The 24,114-nt window shown below is 71.1% G+C and carries 25 protein-coding genes; 17 read left to right on the top strand and 8 right to left on the bottom strand.

Features of this window, described 5'->3' with window-relative positions; all coding sequences use genetic code 11:
* Window positions 1-21 precede the first annotated feature (21 nt).
* Entirely contained in the window at window positions 22-1,056 is a 1,035-nt protein-coding gene (gene fbaA, locus EUA94_RS14320; protein WP_129427557.1) for a class II fructose-bisphosphate aldolase, read from the top strand.
* 188 nt (window positions 1,057-1,244) lie between these two features.
* Here the strand turns inward: fbaA and EUA94_RS14315 are convergent, their stop codons facing one another.
* The 4 genes from EUA94_RS14315 to EUA94_RS14300 form a co-directional block, all read right to left on the bottom strand.
* Complete coding sequence (locus tag EUA94_RS14315; RefSeq protein ID WP_277986116.1) at window positions 1,245-2,768, bottom strand: DHA2 family efflux MFS transporter permease subunit; 1,524 nt, start codon at window positions 2,766-2,768, stop codon at window positions 1,245-1,247.
* Window positions 2,769-2,888: 120 nt separating this feature from the next.
* Window positions 2,889-4,619: a monocarboxylate uptake permease MctP gene (mctP, locus tag EUA94_RS14310; RefSeq protein WP_129427556.1), complete on the bottom strand. Its 1,731-nt coding sequence runs from the start codon at window positions 4,617-4,619 to the stop codon at window positions 2,889-2,891.
* The gene (locus EUA94_RS14305) at window positions 4,616-4,900 is read right to left on the bottom strand and encodes a DUF3311 domain-containing protein (protein WP_242494878.1); all 285 of its coding nucleotides are present in this window, start codon (window positions 4,898-4,900) and stop codon (window positions 4,616-4,618) included. Before EUA94_RS14305 ends, mctP begins: the two co-directional genes overlap by 4 nt.
* Window positions 4,901-4,998: 98 nt before the next feature.
* Complete coding sequence (locus tag EUA94_RS14300) at window positions 4,999-5,424, bottom strand: DUF3151 domain-containing protein (RefSeq protein ID WP_129427555.1); 426 nt, start codon at window positions 5,422-5,424, stop codon at window positions 4,999-5,001.
* Between the two features lie 43 nt (window positions 5,425-5,467).
* Here EUA94_RS14300 and EUA94_RS14295 point away from each other — a divergent pair, with 43 nt between their 5' ends.
* The gene (locus EUA94_RS14295) at window positions 5,468-5,932 is read left to right on the top strand and encodes an acyl-CoA thioesterase (RefSeq protein ID WP_165356903.1); all 465 of its coding nucleotides are present in this window, start codon (window positions 5,468-5,470) and stop codon (window positions 5,930-5,932) included.
* Between the two features lie 87 nt (window positions 5,933-6,019).
* On the opposite strand, the gene lysS is transcribed toward EUA94_RS14295, so the two are convergent.
* On the bottom strand, window positions 6,020-7,729 hold the full coding sequence (gene lysS, locus EUA94_RS14290) for a lysine--tRNA ligase (RefSeq protein WP_129427553.1): 1,710 nt from the start codon (window positions 7,727-7,729) through the stop codon (window positions 6,020-6,022).
* A gap of 228 nt (window positions 7,730-7,957) precedes the next feature.
* Here lysS and EUA94_RS14285 point away from each other — a divergent pair, with 228 nt between their 5' ends.
* Window positions 7,958-8,929 carry a helix-turn-helix domain-containing protein gene (locus EUA94_RS14285; protein WP_129427552.1) on the top strand — a complete coding sequence of 324 codons (972 nt, stop codon included), beginning with the start codon at window positions 7,958-7,960 and terminating at the stop codon, window positions 8,927-8,929.
* A 69-nt stretch (window positions 8,930-8,998) separates the two neighbouring features.
* On the opposite strand, the gene EUA94_RS14280 is transcribed toward EUA94_RS14285, so the two are convergent.
* Window positions 8,999-9,910, bottom strand: a complete 912-nt coding sequence (locus tag EUA94_RS14280) for a diacylglycerol/lipid kinase family protein (protein WP_242494877.1) — start codon at window positions 9,908-9,910, stop codon at window positions 8,999-9,001.
* Between the two features lie 174 nt (window positions 9,911-10,084).
* Here EUA94_RS14280 and EUA94_RS14275 point away from each other — a divergent pair, with 174 nt between their 5' ends.
* On the top strand, window positions 10,085-11,368 hold the full coding sequence (locus EUA94_RS14275) for an adenylosuccinate synthase (RefSeq protein WP_129427551.1): 1,284 nt from the start codon (window positions 10,085-10,087) through the stop codon (window positions 11,366-11,368).
* Between the two features lie 9 nt (window positions 11,369-11,377).
* Here EUA94_RS14275 and EUA94_RS14270 read toward each other — a convergent pair whose 3' ends face one another.
* On the bottom strand, window positions 11,378-11,926 hold the full coding sequence (locus EUA94_RS14270) for a TetR/AcrR family transcriptional regulator (RefSeq protein WP_207210560.1): 549 nt from the start codon (window positions 11,924-11,926) through the stop codon (window positions 11,378-11,380).
* A gap of 126 nt (window positions 11,927-12,052) precedes the next feature.
* On the opposite strand from EUA94_RS14270, the gene EUA94_RS14265 reads away from it, so the two are divergent.
* The 8 genes from EUA94_RS14265 (at window position 12,053) to EUA94_RS14230 (ending at window position 19,202) form a co-directional block, all read left to right on the top strand.
* Window positions 12,053-12,934 carry an alpha/beta hydrolase gene (locus EUA94_RS14265; RefSeq protein ID WP_129427549.1) on the top strand — a complete coding sequence of 294 codons (882 nt, stop codon included), beginning with the start codon at window positions 12,053-12,055 and terminating at the stop codon, window positions 12,932-12,934.
* 44 nt (window positions 12,935-12,978) lie between these two features.
* Window positions 12,979-14,247: a phosphoribosylamine--glycine ligase gene (gene purD, locus EUA94_RS14260; protein ID WP_129427548.1), complete on the top strand. Its 1,269-nt coding sequence runs from the start codon at window positions 12,979-12,981 to the stop codon at window positions 14,245-14,247.
* A complete protein-coding gene (locus tag EUA94_RS14255; protein ID WP_129427547.1) occupies window positions 14,240-14,806 on the top strand; it encodes a ribonuclease FAU-1 family protein in 567 nt (188 codons plus the stop codon). The genes purD and EUA94_RS14255 overlap by 8 nt, the downstream gene beginning before the upstream one ends.
* Window positions 14,803-16,221: an adenylosuccinate lyase gene (gene purB / locus EUA94_RS14250; protein WP_129427546.1), complete on the top strand. Its 1,419-nt coding sequence runs from the start codon at window positions 14,803-14,805 to the stop codon at window positions 16,219-16,221. Before EUA94_RS14255 ends, purB begins: the two co-directional genes overlap by 4 nt.
* A gap of 169 nt (window positions 16,222-16,390) precedes the next feature.
* Window positions 16,391-16,660, top strand: coding sequence for an acylphosphatase (locus tag EUA94_RS14245; protein ID WP_242494876.1), 270 nt, complete (start codon window positions 16,391-16,393; stop codon window positions 16,658-16,660).
* A 61-nt stretch (window positions 16,661-16,721) separates the two neighbouring features.
* A complete protein-coding gene (locus tag EUA94_RS14240; protein ID WP_129427545.1) occupies window positions 16,722-17,285 on the top strand; it encodes an RNA polymerase sigma factor in 564 nt (187 codons plus the stop codon).
* Window positions 17,282-18,274, top strand: a complete 993-nt coding sequence (locus EUA94_RS14235) for a hypothetical protein (RefSeq protein WP_129427544.1) — start codon at window positions 17,282-17,284, stop codon at window positions 18,272-18,274. Before EUA94_RS14240 ends, EUA94_RS14235 begins: the two co-directional genes overlap by 4 nt.
* Window positions 18,275-18,323: 49 nt before the next feature.
* Entirely contained in the window at window positions 18,324-19,202 is an 879-nt protein-coding gene (locus EUA94_RS14230) for a hypothetical protein (protein ID WP_129427543.1), read from the top strand.
* Window position 19,203: 1 nt separating this feature from the next.
* On the opposite strand, the gene EUA94_RS14225 is transcribed toward EUA94_RS14230, so the two are convergent.
* The gene (locus EUA94_RS14225; RefSeq protein WP_129427542.1) at window positions 19,204-20,196 is read right to left on the bottom strand and encodes a sulfotransferase family protein; all 993 of its coding nucleotides are present in this window, start codon (window positions 20,194-20,196) and stop codon (window positions 19,204-19,206) included.
* A gap of 140 nt (window positions 20,197-20,336) precedes the next feature.
* On the opposite strand from EUA94_RS14225, the gene EUA94_RS14220 reads away from it, so the two are divergent.
* Genes EUA94_RS14220 through EUA94_RS14200 form a run of 5 tightly spaced genes read left to right on the top strand, consistent with a single transcriptional unit; the run spans window position 20,337 to window position 24,039 of the window.
* On the top strand, window positions 20,337-20,885 hold the full coding sequence (locus EUA94_RS14220) for a putative antibiotic biosynthesis monooxygenase (protein WP_129427541.1): 549 nt from the start codon (window positions 20,337-20,339) through the stop codon (window positions 20,883-20,885).
* Between the two features lie 41 nt (window positions 20,886-20,926).
* Entirely contained in the window at window positions 20,927-21,808 is an 882-nt protein-coding gene (locus EUA94_RS14215) for a phosphoribosylaminoimidazolesuccinocarboxamide synthase (RefSeq protein WP_129427597.1), read from the top strand.
* Complete coding sequence (locus tag EUA94_RS14210; RefSeq protein WP_129427540.1) at window positions 21,697-22,239, top strand: SRPBCC family protein; 543 nt, start codon at window positions 21,697-21,699, stop codon at window positions 22,237-22,239. Before EUA94_RS14215 ends, EUA94_RS14210 begins: the two co-directional genes overlap by 112 nt.
* 52 nt (window positions 22,240-22,291) lie before the next feature.
* The gene (locus EUA94_RS14205) at window positions 22,292-23,854 is read left to right on the top strand and encodes a long-chain-fatty-acid--CoA ligase (RefSeq protein ID WP_129427539.1); all 1,563 of its coding nucleotides are present in this window, start codon (window positions 22,292-22,294) and stop codon (window positions 23,852-23,854) included.
* Window positions 23,854-24,039, top strand: coding sequence for a hypothetical protein (locus tag EUA94_RS14200; protein ID WP_129427538.1), 186 nt, complete (start codon window positions 23,854-23,856; stop codon window positions 24,037-24,039). Before EUA94_RS14205 ends, EUA94_RS14200 begins: the two co-directional genes overlap by 1 nt.
* Window positions 24,040-24,114 lie beyond the last annotated feature (75 nt).

Here is a 24,114-nt window from a genome sequence, read left to right as displayed (position 1 = left end):
CCGCTTCCGAGGAGAACCCCGATGCCCATCGCCACCCCCGAGGTCTACGCGCAGATGCTGGACGCCGCGAAGTCGAAGAGCTTCGCCTACCCGGCCATCAACGTGTCGTCCTCCCAGACCCTCAACGCCGCGCTCAAGGGGTTCGCCGACGCCGGCTCCGACGGGATCATCCAGGTGTCCACCGGAGGCGCTGAGTACCTCTCCGGCCCGAGCATCAAGGACATGGTCACCGGCTCCGTCGCGTTCGCGGCGTACGCCGCCGAGGTCGCCAAGAACTATCCCATCAACATCGCGCTGCACACCGACCACTGCCCCGAGGGCAAGCTCGACGGCTTCGTCCGGCCGCTGCTGGACATCTCCGCCGAGCGCGTCGCTCGCGGCGAGGCCCCCCTCTTCCAGTCGCACATGTGGGACGGCTCGTCGGTGCCGCTCGACGAGAACCTCCGGATCGCCGAGGAACTGCTCGCCAAGTGCGCCGCGGCGCAGATGGTCCTCGAGATCGAGGTCGGAGTCGTCGGCGGCGAGGAGGACGGTGTCGACAACGAGATCAACGACCAGCTCTACACGACCCCCGAGGACGCGATCGCGACCATCAAGGCGCTCGGGGCCGGCGACCGCGGCCGCTACCTGACCGCGCTGACCTTCGGCAACGTGCACGGCGTCTACAAGCCGGGCAACGTCAAGCTGCGCCCCGAGATCCTCAAGGCCGCCCAGGAGGCCGCCGCCTCCGAGCTCGGCCTCGGCGACGACGCGCGCCCCTTCGACCTCGTCTTCCACGGCGGCTCCGGCTCCACCGCCCAGGAGATCAGCGACGCCGTCGACTTCGGCGTGGTGAAGATGAACGTCGACACCGACACCCAGTACGCCTTCACCCGCCCGGTCGCCGGCCACATGCTCGCGAACTACGAGGGCGTCCTCAAGGTCGACGGCGAGGTCGGCAACAAGAAGCTCTACGACCCCCGCGCCTGGGGCAAGGCTGCCGAGGAGGGCATGGCCGCGCGCATCGTCGAGGCCTGCCAGAACCTCCGCTCCGCCGGCACGTCGCTCGCCGGCTGACCCCTTCGTCACGCACCACCGAGCGGTGGTACACCCACCTTCCGGTCAGCCGGATTGTGGCTGGGCCACCGCTCGCTGGCGTGTCGCGCGCGGGACGCCGAGGCGGCGGTGCCGGAGCCACCTGTGGACTCGCCCGAATGTGGGTGGACCACCGCCGCGCGCGGCCAGACGGCGTACGGCGACCGCGCTCAGGCCTGGGGAGCGACGGCCTCGGCGGGGGCCGGCGCTGCGGCGAAGTGCTGGGGCCGTTCGAAGAAGAGCACGGCCAGCACGCCGATGACGAGGATCGCGGGCAGCAGGAACATCGCCTGCGACATCGAGGTGCTGAAGGCCGCGTGCACGGCGTCCGGCAGGGTGCCGCCGACAGATGCCTCGCTGGTGCCGCCGCCGTCGGCAAGGCCGTTGGCGGCGAGCCGGCTGTCGATCAGCACGGCGATCGCTGCCGCGCCGATGACGGAGCCGATCTGCCGATTGGCGTTGTAGATCCCGGCGCCGGCGCCGGCCTGGTGGAGCGGCAGGTTGCGGTTGGCCGTGGTCGTCAGCGGAGCCCAGACGAAGGAGCTGCCGATGCCGAGCAGGCCCATCGCACCGAGGATCTGCCAGAGCGGGGTGTCGGGACCGATCACCGAGGCGAGCAGCAGCAGCGAGATCGCCAGCACGGTCAGCCCGGCCCCGGCCAGGATTCGCGGGTGCACGCGGTCGGTCAGCTTGCCGGCGACCGGCGCGAGGAGGATCGACATCACGGCCATCGGCGCGAGCAGGAGCCCGGCCTGCGTCGGCGAGTCGCCGCGGACGAGCTGCGCCCACAGCATGAGCGGGAAGCCCATCGATGCGAACACGAAGCCGACGCTGGCGATCGCGAGGTTGGCCAGCGAGAAGTTGCGGTCGCGGAAGAGCGAGAGCGGCATGAGGGGCTCGCGGGTCATCCGCGACTGCCACCAGATGAAGGCCGAGCCGACCGCGAGACCGCCGACGATCATCGAGATGATCGTCGCGTTCCAGTCGAACGCGTGGCCCTCCTGGATCCCGAAGACGATCAGCAGCAGGGCGACGCCGCTGAGCGCGACGCCGATCCAGTCGAACGAGTGCTCGTGGACCTCCAGCGACGGCACCAGCCGCCACGCGAGCCAGAAGCCGACCACGCCGACGGGGATGTTGATGAAGAAGATCCACTCCCATCCCGCGAGATCGACGAGCACGCCGCCGAGGATCGGGCCGACCAGGGTGGCAACACCCGCGGTGGCGCCCCACAGGCTCATCGCCGACCCGCGGCTCTCCCGCGGGAAGATGCGCGTGATCACGGCCATCGTCTGCGGCGCGACCATCGCGGCACCGAAGCCCTGGACCACTCGCGCGGCCACCAGCATCCAGATGCTCGCGGAGAGCTCGAAGGCCAGGCCGCACCACAGCGACGCGAGCGTGAAGACGACGAGGCCGCCGAGGTACATCCGCTTCGGGCCGAGGCGGTCACCCAGCCGCCCGGTGATCAGGATCGGGACGGCGTAGGCCAGCAGGTAGGCGCTGGTCACCCAGATGACGTCGTTGACCGTCGCGCCGTGCGGGGCGTACGTCTCGAGGATCGCGGGCGTCGCCACCGACACGATCGTCATGTCGACCAGGATCATGAAGAAGCCGACGCACAGCGCGCCGAGGGCGGGCCACGGACGTACGTCGGAATCGGTCGCGGACGTCGGGCTCTGGGTGGCAATCACGATTCCAGTGAACACCCGCGGGCCGACATTGCTTCCCCCGAGCCGACACAGCGGTGCGCGAGGAGGATTCCCGGCCTCGGGGATCCCCCTCACGCACCGCTCGACGAAGCGGCGTACGACCTAGCGCGCCGGCGCGTTGCCCGGGATGTCGTCCGGGTCGCCGTACTCCTTGTCGTGCGTGGAGTGCTCCGCGAGGTCCTTCTGGACCCGCGGGTCGTCGGCGTCGGCGAAGTAGTCGAACGGGATCGTCTCGTCCTTGCCGTTGGAGACCTTCATGGCGTTGAGGATCGCGGTCAGTACCACGGCGAGCACCACGTTGATCACGAACGCGGTGATCGCGATGTAGCCCATCCGCTCGATGCCCGGGATGAGGGCCAGCGAGCCACCGAAGTGCTTGCCGGTCACCGGGTTGACGACCTGGTAGGCCTCGATCGTGCCGTAGACCATGCCGGCCGCCCAGCCCACCAGCAGGGCGTAGCGGTGGAACCACCGCGTGAAGAGGCTGAACACGATCACCGGGAAGGTCTGCATCATCCAGATGCCACCGAGCAGCTGGAAGTTGATCGCGTTCTGCTTGTCCAGCGTCAGCACGAAGACCAGCGCGAACGCCTTCACCAGCAGCGACATCAGCTTGGAGACCTTCGCCTCCTGCGCCGGGGTGGCGTCCTTCTTGAGCCACTCCTTGTAGATGTTGCGGCTGAAGGTGTTGGCCGCGGCGATCGACATGATCGCGGCCGGCACGAGCGCGCCGATCGCGATCGCGGCGAACGCGACCCCGGTGAACCAGGCCGGGAACATGTCCTCGAAGAGCTGCGGGATGACCAGCTGCGCATTGGGCTCGCCGTCGAGACCGATCGGCGTGGTCCCGGCCGCGATGGCGACCCAGCCGAGCAGGGCCAGGAGACCGAGCACGAAGGAGTACGCCGGCAGGAGCGCGGCGTTGCGGCGGACCGTGTTGCGCGAGTTGGACGACAGCGACGCGGTGATCGAGTGCGGGTACATGAACAGGGCCATCGCCGAGCCCAGCGCCAGGGTGGCGTACGCCCAGAAGGCACCGGAGCCGGGCACGAACGAGGACGATTGCGGGAGGCCCGCCTCGGCCGCCGCGACGTTGTTGGCGTCCATCTTGTCCTGCGCGGCACCGAAGATCGCCTCCCAGCCGCCGACCTTGCCGGGTAGGTAGATGATCGCGACGATGATGACGACGTAGATCAGGATGTCCTTCACGAAGGCGATCACTGCAGGAGCGCGCAGGCCGCTCGAGTAGGTGTAGGCCGCCAGCAGGGCGAAGGCGATGAACAGCGGTGCGTCCTTCGCGACGATGTTGTCGCCGCCACCGAGGCCGGCCACCTCGAGCACCGCCTGGATGCCGACGAGCTGCAGTGCGATGTAGGGCATCGTCGCGACGAAGCCGGTCACCGCGACCGCGAGAGACAGCACCCGGTCGTCGTACCGACCGCGGACGAAGTCCGCCGTGGTGACGTAGCCGTGGCGGTGGCTCACCGACCACAGCCGCGCCATGAAGATGAAGATGATCGGGTACAGGATGATCGTGTACGGCACCGCGAAGAACCCGGCAACAGCGCCGGTGGCGAACATCGCCGCCGGCACGGCCACGAAGGTGTACGCCGTGTAGAGGTCACCGCCGAGCAGGAACCACGTGATCCATGTGCCGAACGAGCGACCTCCCAGCCCCCACTCGTCGAGCGACTCGAGCGACTCCGCGCGCTTGAAGCGCGAGGCCATGAACCCCGCCACGGTGACGAGGAGGAACAGAGCGATCAGCACTGCGAGTGCGACGCCGTTGATCCCGCCGGTGTCGGCGGCCATGACGGAGAGCTGCGGCGTCATCGGTCCTCACCCACCTTGTGCGTGGTCTTGCCGCGCGCCGAGAGGGTCAGCTTGTAGGCCGTCCAGGTCAGCGCCGAGCAGATGAAGACCCAGAGGAACTGGTACCAGAAGAAGAAGGGGAAGCCGAAGAGCTTCGGCTCGACCTTGGCGTAGTGCGGCACCCAGAGGAGCACGACGATCGGGATGACGAGCAGGACGCCGGCGAGCGCCATCTTGCGCATGTCGGTCGGCGGTGGGCCCTGTTCAGGGCGCGACTGTGGAGGTGTGTTCCCGGGATTCATGCCCAGCAACGTACTCCCGCCGTGACGGCGGTCACCCACCCCTGGGAGGCGAGTGGAGCCCGTACGCCGACGAGCGGTCGGTCTCGCGCGACGAGCGGTCAGTCGTCGGTGAGCAGCACGTCCGCCGCAGTCGCGCTGGAGTCGCGGAGGAAGGACGAGCAGCGGTCCCACTCCTCGGTCTCGCCGATGGCGCGGGCGGCGAGGGCGAGCAGGGCGAGCGAGCGGAGGAAGCCGCGGTTGGGCTCGTGCTCCCACGGCACCGGGCCGTGGCCCTTCCAGCCGTTGCGGCGCAGCATGTCGAGCGAGCGGTGGTAGCCCACCCGCGAGTACGCGTACACGGTCACGTCGTCGGCCCCGGCGTCCTTGGCCTGCAGCGCCAGCGCGGCCCACGCCGCGGGCGAGGCCGGGTGACGGCGTACGACGGCCGCCGGGGCGTCACCACCGGCGAGCTCGGCGTCGGCCGGGTCGGCGGGGAGGTGGGTGGGCGGGGGACCGGCCATCAGGTCGCCGAAGCTCGAGGTCATGCCCGCAACACTAGGCCCGGCCCCGGTCCGACAGACTTCCCCCATGGGTGAGACCTTCACGACCGAGATCCAGGCGCGCTACCGCGACATCAACCTCGCCGGCCACGTCGACAACGTGGAGGCCGTCCGGGTGCTCGACGAGGCGCGCTACGAGTTCCTGCGGTTCGCGCCGCTGCCCGGCCTGCCGGCGGGCGGGACCGGCTTGCTCCACGCCGTCGACGAGGGCGTCTCGGAGCTCGTCGCCTCGCAGTCCATCGAGTACCACGGCGAGATGCGCTTCGTGCCCTACCAGCCGTTCCTCGCCTCGCTCTGGGTCAGCCGGATCGGCCGGAGCTCGTTCACCGTCGCTGCCGAGCTGCGAGTCGAGGCGGACGGCGGCCCCGCCGCCGTCTGGGAGTGCGTCAACGTCCTCTGGGACCACGCCGCCCAGTCCGCGTGGCCACTGAGCGACGGCGTACGCGCCGACCTCGAGCGCTACCTCGGCGAGCCGGTCAGGTTCCGCCGCTGACCTCGGCACCAGGATAGGCAGTTCGCGGCTCGTCAGAACCCGCTCACGCTCGGCCGCGGATATCCCGCGCCGAACTGCCTACGTTGCTCAGGCGCCGAGGAGGTGGCGGACCTTCTCCGGGCCGAGGGCGAGGACGAGGGTGGGCAGTCGCGGGCCTCGCTCGGCGGACACCAGCAGGTGGTAGAGCAGCCGGAAGAAGTCCTTCTGGTCGGCCTTCACCTGGTCGGTCGGGGCGTCCTCGAACCCGAGGCCGCGGGCGACCTTGGGCACGCCGTAGACGACGGCGGTGACGGCCTCGAGGTCGGGCTCGGAGGGCAGGCGGTCGAGGAAGATCCGCAGCCACAGCTCCTCGTCCTCCGACAGCGCGGCCAGCCGCTCGGTGTCGGGTGAGGACCGTACGGTCGTTCGCTCGTCGGCCGGCACGTGCTCGGCCGTCCACTGCACGGCCTTGGAGAGCCGCGGCTCGAGGTCGGCGACCGAGTCGTGCGGGAAGCCCGACGACTCGATGATCCTCGAGATGAGGTCGGCGGAGCCGGCGGTCACGTCGGCGATCCCGGACAGCGTCCGGAAGGGGACCGGCACGGCCGGCGTGGGCAGCCGACCGGCGGCCGTCTCCGACGCGCGGTGCCAGGCGAGCGTCGCGACGTCGGACTTCTCGGCCGCCTTGCGGCCCAGCGCGTCCCACTCGTCGTACAGGCGTACGACGGCGGGGCCGAAGTCGATGTCGAAGGCCTGGGTGGGTGCGCGGCGGACATAGAGCCAGCGCAGCATCGGCGCCTCGAGCACCCGCAGCGCGTCGACCGCGGTCGGGACGCCTCCGGCCGAGGACGACATCTTCTGCACGCCGGCGAAGCCGACGAACGCGTAGATCACCCGCGCCGGCGCGCGCCAGTCGAAGATCGACGACACGATCTCAGTGCCCACTGTGTACGACGACCCGGGCGTCATGTGGTCGCGGCCGGCCGGCTCGAAGTTCACCGACTCGAAGGCCCACCGCATCGGCCAGTCGACCTTCCAGACGAGCTTGCCGTCGTTGTCGGTGGAGAGGTTCGTGGTGCCCTCGTAGCCGCAGGACGAGCAGGTGTAGGACAGCGTCGTCGTGGCCTCGTCGTACGCCGTCGTGGTGACGGTGTCGCGGCCGCAGTCGCGGCAGTAGGGGCGGTAGGGGAAGCGGGCGATCGCGTCGGCGGACGTGGAGTCCGCCGGGGACTCGTCCTCGTTGGCGACGGAGTCCGCGAGGTCGGCGGCCTCCTGGTCGGACGCGTCCTCGGCAGGGGCGACCTTCTTGGTGCGGTGCTGGGCGAGCACCTCCTCGATCTGGTCGCGGCGCGAGACGGCGAGGAGGACCTGGTCGCGATAGGCGCCCGAGGTGTACATCTCGGTCTGGGAGATCTCCTCCATCTCGACGCCGAGGTCGCTCAGCGCCTCCTGCAGGGGTGCCTTGAAGTGCGCGGCCCAGCTGGCGTGGCACTCCCACGGGTCGGGCACGGCGGTGAGGGGACGACCGATGTGCTCGGCCCACGACGCGGGTACGCCGGCCGGCACCTTGCGGAACCGGTCGAAGTCGTCCCACGAGTGGAGGTGGCGCACCGGCACGCCGCGACGGCGGAGCTCCTCGGCCACGAAGTGCGGGGTGATGAACTCGCGCAGGTTGCCCAGGTGGATCGGGCCGCTGGGGGAGGCGCCGGAGGCGACGGTGACCAGGTTGCCCTCGCCTGCATGGCGTACGGCGTCGTCCGCCGCCCGGGTCACCCAGTCGACGGGAGTGTCCTGCCCTTGCCGTCCACCTCGTGCCATGCGGGCAAGGTTATCGGTGGCACGGATCGGCGCCGGAGCCGTCCCCCGCGGCGGCTCCGACGCCTCCACTCGAGGTCCGTGCAAGCACTTTCGATCCGGCGCAGTCACCCCCGCGTCCGCGCAGATCTCCCGAGTGGTCGGCAGCATTGTGCCAGCAAGGCACTCTTGACAGTGGCTCCAAGTGGCCGCTGGCACTAAGATGCCAAACAGTCCGGGGAGAGGTGGGGCGTGGACGACAGCAAGGTGATCGCGGCGCTGGGGCTGCCGACCCAGATGGAGCCCATCTACCGCCGGATCCAGCCCGGCTCCGGGCAGACCGTCGAAGGGGTCGCAGCCAGCCTCCTGCTGACCCGTGAGCAGCTGCTCGACCAGCTCGCGCCGCTCCTGGCCCTCGACATCGTCACCATCGAGGACGAGGTGCTGCACGTCATCGATCCCGCAACCGCGACCAGTCGGGCGCTCGTCGCCCAGGCCGACGAGCTCGGCGTCAAGGCGCGAGAGCTGAGGCGCATCGCCGAGGTGCTCCCGATCCTGGCGGAGCGTCGCGAGACCGCGTCGGCGGACGACGAGCACATCGACGGCGACGTGTCGGCCGAGAGCGACGTACCGGCGCTGATCGCCCAGTGGATCCGGGAGAAGCGTGGAGACCTGTGCTTCCTCCGACCCGACCAGTGGCGGCTGCCGAGCGAGTCCGAGATGGCCGTGGCCGTCGGCAACGCCGTCCGCGAGGGCCGCCGCGTCCGCGCGATCTATCCCGCCCGGGCGATGTCGGAGGCCCCGCACATGCTACGGATGCGCGCCGAGATCGGCGAGGAGATCAGGGTCGTGCCGAGCGTCCTGACCCGGCTGGTGGTCGTCGGCCCACGACGCGCGATCGTGCCCGAGCCGCTGGGCGCGGGCTCCGACCGGCGCGTGGTGGTGCGGCAGGCCGCGCTCGTCGGGATCCTCCAGGCCTACTTCGACGAGCTCTGGGAGACCGCCAGTCGCGTCGAGGCCCGCGGCGACCGGCTGGCCGAGAACGACCACCGCCGCCTGCTGCTCGTCGAGCTCGCCGACGGCGTCAAGGACGAGCAGATCGCCCGCAACCTTGACCTCAGCCTGCGGACCGTACGCCGCCGGGTCGCCTCGCTGATGAGCGAGCTCGGCGTCGACACGCGGTTCCAGGCCGGCGTGGAGGCGGTCCGCCGCGGCTGGCTCTGACTGGACCGCGGAGGTCGAGTGCGCAGCCCTGTGGTGACTACTGCCGCGAGCGCACTCGACCTGTCCGGGTCAGGGCAGGATCATGCAGTACGCCGCCGGCTCGAGGCGCCAGCTCCGGCTGCGCTCGGGCCCGGATATCTCGCCGTCTGCGGACATCCAGAACTCGTCGCCGCTCACCTTGACGGTCTTCCCGCGCAGCGTCAGCACGTCGTCGCGCTCGTCGTGCTCGCCACGACGCAGCTTGGCGACGTACGCCAGCTTGGCCATCGGCTCGACCGCGCGGCTGATCATCACGTCGAGCCGGCCGTCCTCGGTGTCGGCGTCGGGGTTGAGCTCGGTGCCGCCGCCGACGTTGCCGCCGTTGCCGATCGCGACCATGAGCACCGGACGGTCGACGTCGTTGACGACCTTGCCGTCGAGCTCGACGCGCAGGCGCCAGCTGGGCGGGTGGAAGGCGGAGAGCAGGGCGCCGATCGGGTAGCCGAGCTTGCCGAGGTTGACCTTGCCGACACCGACGGAGCCGAGGCGGGTCTTCCACTTCGCGCCCTTGCGGCTGGCCTGCGCGCCGACCCCGACGTGGACGTTGTTGACGACGACCGTGCCGGTCTCGTCGATGATCAGGTCGATCGGTCGCGCCTCGCCGGTGATCACGAGGCGGGCCGCCTCCTCGATGTCGAGGGGGATGTCGTTGCCGCGGGCGAAGTCGTTGCCGGTGCCCATCGGCAGGAGGGCCAGGGTCGAGCCGGCCAGCTCGTGGCGCTTGTGCAGGGCGGTGACCACGGCGTGGATGCTGCCGTCCCCGCCGGCGACGACGACGGTCCGTCCGCCCGCGCGGTGCAGCACGCCGTCGAGCTCGCCGGGGTTGGACGTCTTGGCCACCTCGACGGACGCCTCCTCGCGGAGGACCGCCAGCGCTGTCGCGAGGGTTGCCTCGTCCGACGTGCCGGCATCGGCATTGGTGATGACCAGCAGCGATCGCACGTCCGGACACTAGCCCACCACTCACGACGTCCGTCCCACCCCGGAGGACGCGCGACCGGGGCCGCCCGGCCGGGTGCGATAGCGTGTGGCCGCAAGAGCCCCGACGCCTTGTGCCCGGGGCTCGTCGCATGTGCACCGCGTCCACATCAGTAGACATGAACGAGGAGGGCTGAGATGCCCGCGATCGTCGTGCTCGGCGCCCAGTGGGGCGACGAGGGCAAGGGCAAGGCCACCGACCTGCTGGCCACCACGGATCCCATCGACTTCGTGGTGCGCACCAGCGGTGGTCACAACGCCGGCCACACCATCGTCGTCAACGGCGAGAAGTACGCCACCCACCTGCTGCCCAGCGGCATCCTGACCCCCGGCGCCACCTCGGTGATCGCCAACGGCGTGGTGGTCTCGCCGGAGGCGCTCTTCCGCGAGCTCGACGGCCTCATCGCCCGCGGCGTCGACGTCGCCGAGCTCAAGGTCAGCGCCAACGCCCACGTGATCGCCAGCTATCACGCGACCATCGACAAGGTCACCGAGCGCTTCCTCGGCAAGAACCAGATCGGCACGACCGGCCGCGGCATCGGGCCGGCGTACGCCGACAAGATCAACCGCGTCGGCGTCCGCATCGCCGACCTCTTCGACGAGAAGATCCTGCGCGAGAAGATCGATGCGGCGCTCGACGTGCGCAACCACCTGCTCACCAAGGTCTACAACCGCCGCGCGATCGAGGTCGACGCAGTGGTGGAGGAGCTGCTGGCGTACGCCGAGCGGCTCCGGCCGATGGTGTGCGACACCTCGCTCCTGCTCAACCAGGCGCTCGACGCCGGCCAGACCGTCCTCTTCGAGGGCGCCCAGGCCACCATGCTCGACGTCGACCACGGCACCTATCCGTTCGTGACGTCCTCCAACCCGGTCGCCGGTGGCGTCTGCGTCGGGGCGGGCATCGGACCCACCCGCATCGACCGGGTCATCGGCGTCATCAAGGCGTACACGACCCGCGTCGGCTCCGGTCCGTTCCCGACCGAGCTCTTCGATGAGGACGGCATCCAGCTCCAGAAGCTCGGTGGCGAGATCGGCGTCTCGACCGGGCGTACGCGTCGTTGCGGCTGGTACGACGCCGTTGTCGCGCGCTACGCCAGTCGGGTCAACGGCCTCACCGAGTTCTTCCTGACCAAGCTCGACATCCTCGGCTCGTGGGAGCAGATCCCCGTCTGCGTGGCCTACGAGATCGACGGGAAGCGCGTCGAGGAGATGCCGATGACGCAGACCGAGTTTCACCACGCGAAGCCGGTCTACGAGTACTTCGACGGCTGGATGAGCGACATCTCCGGCTGCCGGTCCTTCGACGAGCTGCCCGCCAACGCACAGGCGTACGTCCGGGCGCTCGAGGCGATCTCCGGCGCCAGGATCTGGGGCGTCGGTGTGGGACCCGGCCGTGAGCAGACCGTGGTCGTGCCCGACTGACCGTCGCGGTCAGCGCCCGAGCAGCTCCCTGGCTGCGCGGGTGAAGGTGTCGACGACGTCGTGGTCGGGGTCGAGGTAGGCACCGACCAGTGCGGCGTCGCGGAGCAGCACGAGCGCGCCCGCGGCCCCGGCCGGGTCGGGCAGGCCGGCCGCGGAGACGACGTCGGTGAGCGTCGCGCGGAACCAGTCGCGGTGCCGGCGCACCACGCGGCGTACGTCGCTGTCAGGGTCGGGGTACTCCGCCGAGGCGTTGATGAAGGGGCAGCCCCGCGTGTGGTGGCGCCCGGCGTCGGTGGCGATGCCGTCGACGACCGCGTCCAGGAGCTCGTCGGGTGTCCCGCCCCGCTCGGCGGCCGCGGTGAAGTAGCCCCGGATCGTGGCGTCCTCGACGTCGAGGTAGGCCACGACCAGCTCCTCCTTGCCGGCGAAGTGGCGGTACATCGTGGCGCGGGTGACGCCCGCCTCGCGCAGCACGCGGTCCACGCCGACGGAGTGGATGCCCTCGGCGTAGAACAGCTCGGTGGCGGTGCGCAGCAGTCGCTCGCGGGCCTCGGACACGGCGCTCACCCTAGTGATCCCTCTCTCATCGCGGCTCTCCTCCCTTGACGGAATGGATGGGGGAGGAGCACTGTTCATCTAGCAGAACGAACGTTCTGTCTACACTTTAGGAGAAGGGTCCAAGCCATGACCACCACCATCACCGCCCGCGAGGCCGCCGAGGTCGAGCGCGTCAACGCCACCGGTCGCCAGCCCGTCGACTTCGTCCACGGCCTGTGGCTCCTCGCCGAGAGCTGGGACGCCTGGCGCACGCCCTTCGAGGAGCGCGGCTATGCCGCCCTCGCCGTCGACTGGCCCGGCGACCAGGCCGACCACGCCGCCGCCCACGCGCACGCCAACAGCCTCTCCGGCGTCGGTGTCGGCCAGGTCGCGGACCATGTCGCCGAGGTCATCGGCACGCTCGACCTCACGCCGATCGTCGTCGGGCACTCCTTCGGTGGCCTGCTCGTCCAGATCATCGCCGGTCGCGGCCTGGCGTCGGCCACGGTGAGCATCGACCCCGCCCCGAGCCGCGGCGTGCTGCCGCTGCCGTTCTCGGCGCTCAAGGCGGCGTTCCCGGTGCTGGGCAACCCGGCCAACCGCAAGCGGACCGTCACCCTGACCTTCGACGAGTTCCGCTACGGCTTCGCCAACGCCGTCGACGAGACCGAGGCCCGCGAGCTGTACGACACCTTCCACACGCCTGCCCCCGGCCGCCCGCTCTTCCAGGCCGCCACCGCCAACCTCGACCCGACCACCGAGGCGAAGGCCGACAAGCGCACCCCCGAGCGCGGCCCGCTGCTCGTCATCTCCGGCGAGAAGGACAACATCGTCCCCTGGGCCCTGGCCAACGCCGCGTACAAGCAGCAGCGCAAGAACGGGCACTCCGCGACCGAGATCGTCGAGATCCCGGGGGTCGGCCACTCGCTGGTGATCGACGGCGGCTGGCGCGCCGTCGCCGACGCGTCGCTCGACTTCCTCGACCGGCACGGCCTCGCCCGGCACGACGCTGGCCCCGACCAGTCCTGAACGGCGCGTCGGGAGCCGCGACGACGCCGATAGGCTCGACGCCCGTGAAGACCCTCGTCATCGGCACCGGCGGCCGCGAGCACGCCCTGGCCCTCGCGCTCTCCCGCGACCCGGCGGTCTCCGAGGTGCACGCCGCGCCCGGCAACCCGGGCATCGGTGCGGTCGCCACCCTCCACGACGTCGACCCGATGGACGGCCCGGCCGTCGCCACCCTCGCCACCTCGATCGGCGCGGAGCTGGTCGTCGTCGGTCCGGAGGCCCCACTTGTCGCGGGCGTCGCGGACGCCGTACGCGCTGCGGGGATCGCGGTGTTCGGGCCGTCCGGCGACGCAGCCCGGCTCGAGGGGTCCAAGGCCTTCTCCAAGGAGGTCATGGCGACCGCCGGCGTGCCGACCGCCGGATCGCGCGCCTGTACGACCGCCGAGGAGGTCGCCGCCGCACTCGACACCTTCGGTGCGCCGTACGTCGTCAAGGACGATGCGCTCGCCGCGGGCAAGGGTGTCGTCGTGACCAACGACCGCGCCGAGGCGCTCGCCCACGCGGCCGGTTGCGAGCGGGTGGTGGTCGAGGAGTTCCTCGACGGGCCCGAGTTCTCGCTGTTCGTCGTCTGCGACGGCACGACCGGTCGGCCCCTGCTGCCGGCCCAGGACTTCAAGCGGATCTTCGACGGCGGCCGCGGCCCCAACACCGGCGGGATGGGCTCCTACGCCCCGCTGGCCTGGCTGCCCACCGGCACCGTCGAGACCGTGATGGCGGAGGTCGTCGCGCCGACCCTCGCCGAGATGCGCCGCCTCGGCGCACCCTTCGTCGGCTGCCTCTACGTCGGACTGGCGCTGACCGTCGACGGGCCGAAGGTCATCGAGTTCAACGTGCGCTTCGGGGATCCCGACATCCAGCCGGTCCTCGCGCTGCTCGAGTCCCCGCTCGGCGTGCTGCTCAAGGCGGCGGCCGACGGAGACCTCTCGACCGCGGCCGACCCGACCTTCGCCGACGGCGCCGCCGTCACCGTGGTGATGGCCAGCGCGGGCTATCCCGAGGGCTCCCGCTCCGGCGACGTCGTCGTCGGCACCGAGACCCTCACCGTCGAGACCGACGTCGACGTCATCCACGCCGGCACCGCCCGTACGGAGGCCGGTCTGGTCACCGCCGGTGGTCGGGTGCTCGCGGTCTGCGCGACCGGCACCGACGTCGCCGACGCCCGCGCCAAGGCGTACGAGGGCATCTCGAGCATCTCCTTCCCGGGTGCCCAGTGGCGTCGCGACATCGCCGCCGAGCCGCTCGGCGTCGTCGAGGGTGCGGCCTCGCGTGGCTGAGCCCGGCTTCGAGCCCGGCTCGGACATCGTGATGCGCGAGGTGCTGCACGGCGCCGCGTGGGCGCACTGGAACGAGCGGCTGCTCGCAGACGACCCTGGTCCGGGCGGCATCCTCGCGACCCTGCAGCCGAGCGGCACGCCGCTGAGCTTCCCGCCGCACCCGGTGCCGCACCCCTGGGGCCACCTCGACGCCTGGCAGGGCACGACGGTGCTCAAGCTGCGCCGGGTCGGCGACTGGTACGCCGTGTGGAAGTTCTTCGACGCCGACGGCCGGTTCCTCAGCTGGTACGTCAACTTCGAGACGCCGTACGTCCGCACGAGCGACGGCATCGAGGTCAACGACCTGCAGCTCGACATTGTGATCCCCGCCGGGGGCGAGTGGCGGTGGAAGGACGTGCAGGACCTGGCGCCGTCGCTGGCGGCCGGCCGGATCACCCAGGACGAGCTGCTCGCCGTCCTCGTAGCGGCGACCGACGTGGCCGACGTTCTCGATCGCGATGACCGCTGGTGGGCGCCCTGGGACGACTGGTCCCCGGCGGATGGGACAATCGCGCCGTGAGCGTCCCCAACGTCCTGGCCACCCGCTACGCCGGCGCCGACCTCGCCGAGATCTGGTCGCCCGAGCACAAGATCGTCCTCGAGCGGCAGCTGTGGGTGGCGGTCCTCAAGGCCCAGCGCGACCTCGGCATCGACGTGCCCGACGGTGTCGTCGAGGCGTACGAGTCGGTCATCGACAAGGTCGACCTCGACTCCATCGCGGCTCGCGAGCGGATCACCCGCCACGACGTGAAGGCGCGCATCGAGGAGTTCAGTGCGCTCGCGGGTCACGAGCACATTCACAAGGGCATGACGTCGCGCGACCTGACGGAGAACGTCGAGCAGCTGCAGGTGCGCCGCTCGCTCGAGGTCGTACGCGACCGCGCCGTCGCCGCGCTGGTCCGGCTCGGCCGGCTCGCCGCCGAGCACGAGCTCACCGTGATGGCCGGTCGTTCGCACAACGTGGCCGCGCAGGCGACCACGCTCGGCAAGCGCTTCGCGACGATCGCCGACGAGATGCTCATCTCCGTCCAGCGGATCGAGGAGCTGCTCGCGCGCTACCCGCTGCGCGGGATCAAGGGGCCGATGGGCACGTCGCAGGACATGCTCGACCTGCTCGACGGCGACGCCGACAAGCTCGACGACCTCGAGCAGCGCGTCGCGTCCCACCTCGGCTTCGAGCAGACCCTCACCAGCGTCGGCCAGGTCTACCCGCGCTCGCTCGACTTCGACGTCGTCGCCGCGCTGGTGCAGCTGGTCAGCGGTCCGTCGAACCTCGCGACCACCGTCCGGCTGATGGCCGGCCACGAGCTGGTGACCGAGGGCTTCAAGGAGGGGCAGGTCGGCTCGTCGGCGATGCCCCACAAGATGAACACCCGCTCGTGCGAGCGGGTCAACGGCCTCGCCGTCATCCTCCGCGGCCACCTCTCGATGGTCAGCGAGCTCGCCGGCGACCAGTGGAACGAGGGCGACGTGTCGTGCTCGGTGGTCCGCCGGGTCGCCCTGCCCGACGCGTTCTTCGCCACCGACGGCCTCTTCCAGACCTTCCTCACCGTGCTCGACGAGTTCGGCGCCTTCCCGGCCGTGATCCAGCGCGAGCTCGACCGCTACCTCCCGTTCCTCACCACGACGAAGGTGCTGATGGCCGCGGTCCGCAACGGGGTCGGCCGCGAGGCCGCCCACGAAGCGATCAAGGAGGCCGCCGTCGGCACCGCCCTCGCGATGCGCGCCGGCCAGGCCGACAACGACGTGTTCGCCAAGCTCTCCGCCGACGAGCGGCTCGGGCTCACCCGCGACCAGATCGAGGCGCTCGTCGCCGACCCGATCGAGTTCACCGGCGCAGCCGTGGCCCAGACCCGCGCGGTCGTCGCCCGGATCGAGGCACTCGCGGCCCGCCACCCCGACGCGGCGGCGTACGTCCCGGGCGCCATCCTCTAGGCGCGACACCGGCCCGACCAGACCAGACCACGGCGTGCGTCGAGCGGCCAGAGGTGCGCTCGAGTAGCCCCGTGCCGCGGCATACGGGTGCGTGAGCGGCCAATGGTCCGCTCGAGTCGGGCCGGTGTCGGCCCACGCCCTGATGTCCGCCGGCAGGCAGGATGGGACCGTGAAGGCGGTGCAGGTGCGGGTCACCGGACGGGTGCAGGGCGTCTCGTTCCGGTGGTACACCCAGGAACAGGCGCGGCTGCTCGGCGTGGTCGGCTGGGTGCGCAACGAGCCGGACGGCTCGGTCCTCCTGCACGCCGAGGGTGAGGACGAGGCCGTGGACGCGCTCGTCGCGTGGTGCCACGAGGGGCCGGGGTTCGCGCGGGTGCAGCAGGTCGCCGTACGGGAGGCGGCGCCCGGCGGTGCGACGTCCTTCGAGGTGACCTACTAGTCGATCGAGAATCTCGGGCATCGGCTGCAACGATCGGGTGTGAGGGGGACATGGGGGAGTCATGGACGCATCGGGGGATCCACGGGAGGACGCTTTTCGGCGTCTCTACGCCGCACACTTCGACTGCGTGCTGGGCTACGCCCTGCGTCGTACGTCGCGTGCGGAGGACGCGGCGGACGTCACGGCGGAGACCTTCCTCGTCGCGTGGCGCCGGCTGTCGCACGTCCCGGTCGGCGACGGCGCCCGTCCTTGGCTCTACGCCGTCGCCCGCCGCCAGCTCGCCAACCAGCGGCGCGGCGAGCTGCGCCGGCGCCGGCTCGGGGAGCGCCTGCGCCGTGACCTCAGCGTCGTCGTACCGGACCTCAGCGACCAGGTCGTCCAGGACCACGTGGTCGACGCCGCGATGTCCCGCCTCAGCGCGCGCGACGAGGAGGTGCTCCAGCTGCACCTGTGGGAGGGGCTCGAGGCACGCGAGATCGGTGAGGTCCTCGGTCTGCCCGGGACGGTGGTCAGGCCGCGCCTGTCGCGCGCCAGGGCGCGGTTGCGCGAGCTGCTCGGCAACGATCCGCCGGGTGCCGGACACATCCAGGACAAGCAACCGACCCCGATCCGTGAGGACCGATGAGTACCCGACTGACCGACCAGGCCGTCTCCGAGCTGCCGCTCGCCGCGGCCCGGGCCGAGCTCCTGGAGGAGATCATGTCCACAGCCCTGGCCGATCGGCCCGACGCGCAGCACGACGAGGGTCCGCGACGAGGTCGTCGGTGGGTGGCGACGATCGCCGCGGCCGCTGCCGCAGCAGCCCTGGTCGCGGTGCCGAGCTGGCTCCTGTCGCGCGATGACCCCGCGCCGGTCTTCGCCGGTGCGCCAGCCCATGACTGGGTCGTGCTGGACGCCCCCGGCTGGGACGTCACCTACATCTCCGACCCCCTGGAGGGCGGGAGCGAGGTGGAGTGGACGAACGGCGAGGCGACCCTCAACGTCCACCTCTACCCCGCCGACCTGCGCGACTCCTACGTCGAGGACCGCGAGCGGATCGACTACCCGCGCGTCGACCGCGGCGCGCCCGTCGAGCTGCTGGGGCAGCCGGCTCGGATGTGGCACTACTCCGCCCGCGACCACACCACCATCGGTGCGGTCGACGGCACGGTCTATCCCGAGGTGCGCGCCGAGGGCATGGATGAGGCGGCGTACGTCGCGCTGCTCGCCCGGCTGGCGTGGACCGACGAGGCAGAGTTCGAGTTCACACTGCCCGAGCAGTTCGTCACCGCCGGCGAGGCCGACGCAACCATCGCGGCGATGCTCCGCGGCATCCGCCTCGCCCCCGGTGCCGACGTGCCGAGCTCCGGCGAGAACGACCCCTACCAGCTCGGCGCCGACGTGGCTCGTCAGGTCGTCTGCCCGTGGATCGTCGAGTTCGCCCGAGCCCGCGAGGCGGGCGATCAACGAGCGACCGTGGCAGCCCAGAAGGCCCTCGCCGCCACCCGGGACTGGGCCTTCCTGAACGCGATGAACGACGAGGGCGACTACCCCGAGGTCGTGTGGGAGATCTCCGCCGATGTGAACGCCGGCCGGGTCCCTCCCGAGTACCGCGAGGGGCTCGGCTGCGAGTGAAGCCGCGGCGCGCGCAAACTGGAGTGATCCGGTCGACTATCATGGAGCCATGACGACGGCCCTCTCCGCCCCACCCACCTACGACGACGTCGAGGTCGTGGTGCCGGCGCCCGGCCCGGGCGCCGGCAACTGGGCGGGCGCGGCGAGCGCGGTGCTGGTCGACGACGTCTTCTGGCTCACCTGGCGCGTACGCCGTCCGCTGACCGACGGCCGCGGCGTCTCGGTCGTGGTCGCCCGCTCCACCGACGGCCTCGCGTTCGAGCCGGTCACTGAGGTCTCGCGGGAGGCCTTCGGCGCCGAGTCGTTCGAGCGCCCCGTCCTGGTGCCGCTGCGCGAGGGCGGCTGGCGGCTCTACCTCTCCTGCGCGACCCCGGGCTCCAAGCACTGGTGGGTCGATAGCCTGACGGCCGACACGGTCGCGGGCCTGCCCGACGGCGTACGCCGCCGCGTGCACGAGGGTGACCGGTCAACCGCCGTGAAGGACCCGGTGATCACGGTCGGCGACGACGGCTACGAGATGTGGCTGTGCTGCCACCCGCTCGACGAGCCCGGCCACGAGGACCGGATGACCACGCGCCGGCTCACCAGCAGCGACGGCCTCGACTGGCAGGACCACGGCGAGGTGCTCGCCGGGCGCGACGGCCAGTGGGACGCGCGCGGCGCCCGGGTCAGCGCCGTGCTGCCCGACGGCGTCGTGCTGTACGACGGTCGGCCGGACGCGGCGTCGAACTGGTTCGAGACCACCGGTGTGGCCACCTGGGACGGCACCGCGCTCACCCGCGTCGACCAGCCCCCGATCACGTCCCCGCACTCCGACGGTGCGTTCCGCTACGCGACCGCAGTGCCACTGCCCGACGGCCGCATCCGCTACTACATCGAGGCCGCACGCGTCGACGGCGCACACGACCTGGTCACCTGCGTGCGCTGACCTACCGACGTGCGCTGATCTTCGTCACCGACGCATCGCCCGACCGCTGCGCGAACGAGCCGCGGTCGGCGGGCGACAGCCAGTCCCCGAAGTCCTGCCCGGTGAGCTCGCCGAGCAGCGCGATGTCGTCGGCGTACGGCGCGATGAGGCGCTCGCGCTTCATGGTGTCGAGGCGCGGGCGGTGGGCGTGCCGGCTGTCGCCGAGCAGGGCGAGGGAGAGCGGGTGGACCTGGCGCCACACCTGCGGCGGCGCGAACTGGCCCAGGCGGGCGCCCGTACGCACGACGGGACCGAAGACCTTCGGCCGCAGCCCCGGCGTCACGAACCCGCGCGAGTTGTCTCGCGGGATCGCGTCGACCTGGCCCTCGCGGATGCCGAGGAACCGGCTCACCCGGTCGACCGTCGCGCCCGGCTGGTCGACGAGGTCGCGGTAGCGGACGACGAGGATCCGCGCGGGGTCGACGTAGTCGTGGAGGTGCCGCAGCTGCTCGCCGTACAGGCCGAGCTCGCGGTAGCGCCAGAACGGCGCCCACCCGGCACGTACACGCTCGTCCTCGCGCTCGAAGGCGGTGACGAAGTCGGACTCGGGCTCGAGGCCGTCGGACCAGAGGTGCATCCAGTTGCTGTACGCGCGGTCGACCGGGTCGCGGACGACCGCGATCAGCCGGACCTCCGGCAGGTGCTCGGCGATCCGGCGGTGGGCGCCGCGGCTCCAGAGGTAGAAGGGAGTGCTCTCGCCGCGCACCTGGTGGGCGGCGGCCGGCTCGAAGAGCGGGTAGTAGCGGTCGGCCCGCCAGATCCACTCCTGTTGCGAGTGCTTGTCGCCCGGGCCGCACCAGGCCGGCGGGGGAGCGCCGTCGCACAGCCAGAACTTCGGCTCCTTGGGGTCGGAGACGAAGACGTCCGGGTGCTGCGCCAGCGCGGCGTGCAGCGCGGTGGTGCCGGCCTTCGGCGCGCCGATCACCAGGAAGTCCGGTCGCGGTGCTCGGGTCATGAGTCCCTCCCAGGACTGTTATGTCTACTGACTCACTGGACAATACCCCGCGCGTACGCCGACCAGAAGGCACGGACGTGGGCGAGATCTCGTTCCCCGCGGCTTCGCACCGCATGCCTCGACGCCGGACACTGGAAGACATGACCGCCCCCGTCACCGTGTCCGTCACGCGCCACGTCGACCCGTCCCGCTCCAGCGAGATGCTGGCGTGGGTGCAGGCGGGCACGTCGCTGGCCGAGAAGTTCGACGGCTTCCTCGGTTCGGGGTGGGTGCGGCCGAGTGCGGAGTCGCCCGACCGGCACATGCTCTACCGCTTCACCGACACCGACTCGCTGGCGGCGTGGGAGGCCTCCCCGCAGCGGGAGTGGTGGCTCGAGGCGGCCCAGGGTGACGTCGAGGAGAAGCGTCGCGAGCGGCGTACGGGCATCGAGGGGTGGTTCGTCGAGCCGGCGTCCGTCGAGTCGCTGAGCGCGGCACCCGTGGCCCCGCCGCGGTGGAAGCAGATGGTCGTGATCTTCATGGTCTTCCTGCCGCTCAGCCTGCTGGCCAACCTCGTGGCCTCGCACACGATCTCCGGCTGGCCGCTCGTGCCGCGCGTCGTGCTGGTGACCACCGTCATGACCCCGCTGATGACGTACGTCTTCCTGCCGTGGATCACGCGTCGCATGTCGTGGTGGCTGCACCGCTGAGCCGTGCCCGTGACGGCTAGGCTGGCCGCGTGGCCGATCTGATGCTCCCCGCAGCGCCCGCGATCGAGGGCACCACCCACGTCCACTCCGGCAAGGTCCGCGACCTCTACCGGATCGACGGCGGCGAGCACGAGGGCCGGCTGCTGATGGTGGCCAGCGACCGCATCTCGGCCTACGACTTCGTCCTCGACACCACCATCCCCGACAAGGGCGAGATCCTCACCCGGATGTCGCTGTGGTGGTTCGACCAGCTCTCCGGGCTCGTCGGCAACCACGTCGTGTCGACCGACGTGCCGGCCTCGGTGGCGGGCCGCGCGGTCATCTGCGAACGCCTCGAGATGTTCCCCGTCGAGTGCGTCGCCCGCGGCTACCTCACCGGGTCCGGACTCCTCGACTACCACCGCGACGGCGAGGTGTGCGGCATCGCGCTGCCGGCCGGGCTCCAGGACGGCAGTCGCCTCCCCGAGCCGATCTTCACCCCCGCGTCGAAGGCCGACCTCGGCGACCACGACGAGAACGTCGACTACGAGGCCGTGGTCGAGGCCGTCGGCGACGACGCGGCCGCCGAGCTGCGGATGCTGACGATGGAGGTCTACGGCAAGGCCCACAACCTCGCCAGGGAGCGCGGCATCATCCTGGCCGACACCAAGCTGGAGTTCGGCCGCCGTCCTGACGGGACGACGATCCTCGCCGACGAGGTCCTCACCCCCGACTCGAGCCGCTTCTGGCGGACCGACGAGTGGCAGCCCGGCCGCACCCAGGCGTCGTACGACAAGCAGGTCGTCCGTGACTGGCTGACCGGGGAGTCCGGCTGGGACCGCTTCTCCGGCGACGCGCCGCCGCCCATGCCCGACGCCGTGATCGAGCGGACCCGCTCGCGCTACGTCGAGGCCTACGAGGTCCTGACGGGGGAGACGTTCTGACCGCCCGGGCGATCTCGGCCACGGTCGAGCTGCCGGTGACGGCGGAAGACGCGTTCCGCTTCCTCTCCGACCCGCGATGCCGCCCGCAGTGGCAGTCGTCGCTGCTGTCGGTCGACGTCGCGCCCGACGAGGAGCCGCACCTCGGCCAGCGGTGGAGCGAGACGACCGCGGTCGGCGTACGACCCCACCTGGAGACCACGGTGTTCACGCCGTTCCGCACGTGGGCCGAGACCGGCCACTGGCGCGGCGTCACGGCGACTCTCGCGCTGCACTTCACCGACGTCACCGGCGGTTGCCGGGTGCGGGCCGAGGGCGAGGTCAGCGGGCAGGGCGCCTGGGCCGTGCCCGCCGGCGCGGCCGGGCTGCTCGCCTCGAAGGCGATCGCGGCCGACCTCCGCAAGGCCGGACGGATCCTCGCTTCCCGCGCCTGATCGCGAGACGAGACGGTGACGGCGCTCACACCCGGTGAGTAGGTTTGGCGCCATGTCGAACCTCTCCTCGCTGCTCGAAGGCTCCGCGCATGCCCACCCGGACCGTACGGCGGTGGTGCTCGGTGACACGCGCCTGACCTACGCCCAGGTCGACGCCGGCGCCAGCCAGGTCGCCAACCTGCTCGTCTCGCGCGGCATCGCGCCCGGTGACAAGGTCGCGCTGAGCTGCCCGAACCTGCCGTACTTCCCGATCGTCTACTACGGCATCCTCAAGGCCGGCGCGACGGTGGTCCCGCTCAACGTGCTGCTCAAGGGACGCGAGGTGGCCTACCACCTCGACGACTCGGACGCGAAGGCGTACTTCTGCTTCCAGGGCACGCCCGAGCTGCCGATCGGTGCGGAGGGGCACGCGGGCTTCGAGCAGACCGACGGCTGCGAGAACTTCTTCGTGATCACCGCCGACCCGGCCGCCGAGTCCCCGATCGAGGGGACGGAGACGCTGGGGCAGGCGCTGAAGGGACAGTCGCCGGTCTTCGAGACCCGGGACGTCGACGGCGACGACACCGCCGTCATCCTCTACACGTCGGGCACCACCGGTCAGCCCAAGGGCGCCGAGCTGATGCACCGCAACATGATCAGCAACGCCCTCGCGAGCGACGCGCTGTTCGGCGCCGACCCCGACAACCCCGACACGCTGCTGTGCGTGCTGCCGCTCTTCCACTCCTTCGGCCAGACCGTGATCATGAACGCCGGCTTCGCCTTCGGCGGCACCGTCGTGCTGCTGCCGCGCTTCGAGGCCGGACCGGCGCTGGCACTGATGGACCAGGAGGACGTCACCTTCTTCGCCGGCGTCCCGACGATGTACTGGGGACTGCTCGGCGCCCTCGACGACTCCGGCGTCGACGTGAAGAAGCTCGCCGGGACGCTGCGCGTGGCCGCCGCCGGCGGGTCCGCGCTTCCGGTCGAGGTGCACAAGAACTTCGAGCGCCGCTTCGGCGTGACGATCCTCGAGGGCTACGGCCTGTCCGAGACCTCGCCCGTGTCGAGCTTCTCGGTGTGGGGCGAGCCCGCCCGCGTCGGCTCCATCGGCCGGCCGATCCCGGGCGTCGAGATGAAGCTCATCAACCCCGAGCCCGGCGTACGCGAGGACCTCGAGGGCGACGACGTGGTCGGCGAGATCGCGATCAAGGGCCCCAACATCATGAAGGGCTACTACGGCCGGCCCGACGCCACCGACGAGGCGATCGTCGACGGCTGGTTCCGCTCGGGTGACCTCGGCCGCAAGGACGCCGACGGCTGGTACTACATCGTCGACCGCTCCAAGGACATGATCATCCGCGGCGGCTACAACGTGTACCCGCGCGAGATCGAGGAGGTCCTGCTGACCCACCCCGACGTGTCACTCGCCGCCGTCATCGGCGTGCCGCACGAGAGCCACGGCGAGGAGATCAAGGCCGTCGTCATCCGCAACGACGGTGCCACCGTGACCGAGGACGAGCTGGTCGCGTGGGGCAAGGAGCAGATGGCGGGCTACAAGTACCCCCGCATCGTGCAGTTCGTCGACGCGCTGCCGATGACCGCGACCGGCAAGATCCTCAAGCGCGAGCTCAGCTGATGCGTCCACTGTCGACCGCGCTCGGCGCGGTCATGATCGTGGTGGGCGCGATCTGGACCTTCCAGGGCCTCGGCTACCTCGAGGGCAGCCCGATGACCGACCAGACGCTCTGGGCGATCCTTGGCCCGATCCTCGCCGGGTTCGGCGTCGGGGTCATCGTGGTCGCGGCGCGTCGGCGGGAGTGACGCGTACGCCCTGACCTGACGCGGTGTGGCGGCTGGCCCTTGAGCGGTGGTGGAGCCACATTCGTAGGCGGTGGA

The organism is Nocardioides zhouii, assembly GCF_004137345.1.
Classification (GTDB): Bacteria; Actinomycetota; Actinomycetes; order Propionibacteriales; family Nocardioidaceae; genus Nocardioides; species Nocardioides zhouii.
This window is presented reverse-complemented; position numbering and strand designations above follow the sequence as displayed.